This window comes from Clostridiales bacterium (assembly GCA_017961515.1).
GTDB lineage: Bacteria > Bacillota > Clostridia > Acetivibrionales > RGIG10202 > RGIG10202.
Genome location: JAGCXC010000053.1, coordinates 1 through 3,199 on the forward strand (window position 1 = coordinate 1; position 3,199 = coordinate 3,199).

Sequence of the window (3,199 nt, forward strand, 5' to 3'; positions counted from 1 at the left end):
CGAAATTTTGGAATTAGATCTTGGATTTGTCCAGATTGTGGTAAGTATCATGATAGAGATACTAATGCTGCAATAAATATAAGAAACGAAGGCATGAGAGTAGTAAATGCCTTAGTATAAAAGCAACAAAAACCGCAGGGCACACGGGATAAGCATCGTACTGTCTTAGCACATTGGTGCTATCGAAGGAGAACCTACCTGTTTGCATGATTAGTGCAAAAGGAAGCCCCTAAGCTTCACACCGAGAATTTTATGAAAAAATTTTGAGTTGTAGGTAGTGGAGGATGTCACGCCTAGCAACCTAAAATTTCTTGGAAAAAATTTACTAAAATTAGACTTATTAGGGTTGTCGCAATTGCAATACACGGTCTTGTTTCTAAACTTATCTTTATAATGCAATACCTCTTTTTCTATGTCTTCATACATTGTATAGAATTCATCATTTTTAGCCATCCTGGCACGTTGCAAGTGTTTATTAGACATATTATCCTCCTTTGGGTATAAAAATAGTACCAATGCCTATGCACTGATACTGTTGTACGATTATATCATAATCACATTCCAAACAAATCTGCATGTGTTACTGTCGCTGTTGCTACTACAACAAGTATATCATCTAAATACTGATACACTAACAACCAATCTGGTTCTATGTGACACTCTCTAAAATCAGACAGCTCACCATTTAGTTGATGATCTTTGTACTTGATTGGCAAATCTACCTTCTGTGCAATCATATCTAATACTTTTGCTAACTTAGTTATATCTTTCCCTCTCTTTTTCGCTAGCTTGACATCTCTTCTCATTTTCTTCGTAAATACTATTTTATACATCTTATCCCTCTTCCAATATCGCTTGTATTGCTTCTTCTCCTGTTGAATATTCTTTGCTTAAATTTTGCCTTAACCTGGTATCCCTTATTGCTTCCTCCATATCTACATTAATCCCTCTTTTCTTTACAACAAATGGTATTCCATTGCTATCAATTGCTGCACTCAAAAAAATCCTTACTGCAGTTGGTGTATCTAATCCTAAATCTGTAAAAAGATTGTCTGCTTTTTTCTTCAATGAATCATCTAACCGTATCTGTAACGTTGCCATAATAATTACCTCCTTGTATTGAATGTAATTACTATAGTATCACATTTGCAATGCTTTTGCAATAGTTTCTATGTATTCAGTAGCTGCCAGCTATTGCCGTCTCCATAGTAGGCAGGGTAGTTGAGGAAGGTATTGTTTTGAGCTATGTTTGCAAAGTATGGTTTTGGGCAACATTGTGTCGATTAACTTAGTATATATTTCTACATCCCTCATTACCGCAAAATCTATATTAGCCTTCAATAATCCAAGCCTACTACCTATGTCATATACATCCCCATCAAACGTTATTGCATACAATTTTCTCTTATCCATTAGCAACTTTAGTGCATCCGTCAATTGATATTCTCCATCTCCGGTAAGTACCATGATAGGGATACTAATGCAGCAATAAACATAAGAAATGAGGGCATGAGAATAATAAATGCCTTAACATAGAAAATAAAGAACCGTGGGGCACACGGGATAAGCATCGTACTGTCTTAGCACATTAGTGCTATCGAAGGAGAACCTACCTGTTTGCATGATTAGTGCAAAAGGAAGCCCTTAAGCTCCACACTGAGAATTTTATGGCAAAAATTTGAGGTGTAGGTAGGGGAGGATGTCACAAAAGCAGTTCAAAAGTAAGCCCTTAAGCTTCACACACAGAATTTTATGAAAAAAATTTTAGGTGTAGGTAGGAAAAGATGCCACATATAAAGATATCAATTACCCCTACCCTAAAGGGCCGAGGCTTGAGTGATAAGTTGTGCTTTTCCCCTTCAAAAAAACGTTTTTAATTTTTTTTCTACGAAATATTTTTTGGATTATAAGAAAAAGCGCAATAATTCAAGCAATTAGCATAATGAATTATTGTTATATAGGCTGTCTTTTAGGTGATTTAGAAAAAAGGTAGTAATAGTCTTATCTAGTTTAACCGAATAGAGAAATAATTTTGGAGCGGATGAGGAGGTAAGCAAATGAAAAAACATTTACTAATATATGTGGCAGTGTTTGGCCTAATAATAAGTAATGTAATGTGCGTATTTGCGGACATATTTCCTACAAAACAAGAAGGAGTAGATTTTACTCATAATATGACAGATGATGTAGATGATATAGTAATATATGATGCAGTAGGTAATATTGGAGACGTGGCAATATTAGATAGAACGGGTCCTCAAATTAAATCTTTATGTTATGATGAAGAAAAATATGTTGTAACAATAGAGGATATGGATTCAGGGTTATGGAAGATAGAAGATGAAAATAGTTGGCAAGAAATAGAAGAGGAAATAGAGGGGAATATATTTGATATAGAATATGGAGATATAGAAAGGCCAAATAAAATAACCAAGTGTACAATAAGAAGAGACACAGTAAATTCAGGAGAGATAAGAGTATATGATCATGCAGGGAATTATACAGTAGTGATATTAGAAGATGTGCCACCAGTATATGAGTCTATTACATATAGTGGGAATTATTATATAATACGAGTGTCGGATCCGGGAGAGGATGATGGTACGGGATCGGGCATATGGAAAGTAGTAGATAATAACGGAAGTTTGCTAGAGAAGGTAAGTTATGGAGTATATAGAGGACGTATGGTAGATGGACTAACTTTTCTTGGAGCACTAGATAGCAATGGTAATATACTTACTGGAGGAACTATATATGATAGAGTAGGTAATACGACAACATATATATTAGAGAGAACATCGCCAATAGTAGGGCCAATTACATATAGTGGCGAATATTATACAATAGAGGTATCGGATCCGGGAGAGGATGATGGTACGGGATCGGGCATATGGAAAGTGGAGGATAATAATGGAGATGTACTAGAAAAAGTAAGTGATGGAGTATATAGAGGACGTATGGTAGAAGATACAACATCAAAGAATGTAATAGGAGGATTTGTGCACGATAAGGCAGGGAATAAATCACCATATTCGCTAGAAACTGTTTTGCCAATAATATCTTATGTAGATTATGCTTCAGCGCCAGGAGAATCAACAGTAGGATATAATGAAGGGCACTATATGATAACAGTAACAGATCCAGGAGAGAATACAAGTGGAGGTACAGGATCTGGAATATGGGTGATAACAGATAGCAA

Annotated in this window: 6 protein-coding genes; 2 read left to right on the plus strand and 4 right to left on the minus strand. The window is 35.5% G+C overall.

Going from position 1 to position 3,199, the window contains the following annotated elements:
* Positions 1-12: 12 nt before the first annotated feature.
* Positions 13-120, plus strand: coding sequence for a transposase (locus tag J6Y29_04045; protein MBP5427043.1), 108 nt, complete (start codon positions 13-15; stop codon positions 118-120).
* Between the two features lie 90 nt (positions 121-210).
* Here J6Y29_04045 and J6Y29_04050 read toward each other — a convergent pair whose 3' ends face one another.
* The 4 genes from J6Y29_04050 to J6Y29_04065 all read right to left on the minus strand — a co-directional run bounded on the left by J6Y29_04050 (position 211) and on the right by J6Y29_04065 (position 1,467).
* Positions 211-483 carry a hypothetical protein gene (locus J6Y29_04050; protein MBP5427044.1) on the minus strand — a complete coding sequence of 91 codons (273 nt, stop codon included), beginning with the start codon at positions 481-483 and terminating at the stop codon, positions 211-213.
* 71 nt (positions 484-554) lie between these two features.
* Positions 555-833 carry a type II toxin-antitoxin system YafQ family toxin gene (locus J6Y29_04055; protein ID MBP5427045.1) on the minus strand — a complete coding sequence of 93 codons (279 nt, stop codon included), beginning with the start codon at positions 831-833 and terminating at the stop codon, positions 555-557.
* A 1-nt stretch (position 834) separates the two neighbouring features.
* Positions 835-1,101, minus strand: a complete 267-nt coding sequence (locus J6Y29_04060) for a type II toxin-antitoxin system RelB/DinJ family antitoxin (protein MBP5427046.1) — start codon at positions 1,099-1,101, stop codon at positions 835-837.
* A 90-nt stretch (positions 1,102-1,191) separates the two neighbouring features.
* The gene (locus tag J6Y29_04065) at positions 1,192-1,467 is read right to left on the minus strand and encodes a hypothetical protein (protein ID MBP5427047.1); all 276 of its coding nucleotides are present in this window, start codon (positions 1,465-1,467) and stop codon (positions 1,192-1,194) included.
* Between the two features lie 590 nt (positions 1,468-2,057).
* Here J6Y29_04065 and J6Y29_04070 point away from each other — a divergent pair.
* The coding region (locus tag J6Y29_04070) for a hypothetical protein (GenBank protein ID MBP5427048.1) at positions 2,058-3,199 on the plus strand (1,142 nt) is incomplete at its 3' end.

What these genes read in the sequence shown, in the direction of transcription:
- J6Y29_04050 (MBP5427044.1), bottom strand. Translation starts at nt 483, where the DNA reads ATGTCTAATAAACACTTGCAACGTGCCAGGATGGCTAAAAATGATGAA.
- J6Y29_04055 (MBP5427045.1), bottom strand. Translation starts at nt 833, where the DNA reads ATGTATAAAATAGTATTTACGAAGAAAATGAGAAGAGATGTCAAGCTA.
- J6Y29_04060 (MBP5427046.1), bottom strand. Translation starts at nt 1,101, where the DNA reads ATGGCAACGTTACAGATACGGTTAGATGATTCATTGAAGAAAAAAGCA.
- J6Y29_04065 (MBP5427047.1), bottom strand. Translation starts at nt 1,467, where the DNA reads ATGGTACTTACCGGAGATGGAGAATATCAATTGACGGATGCACTAAAG.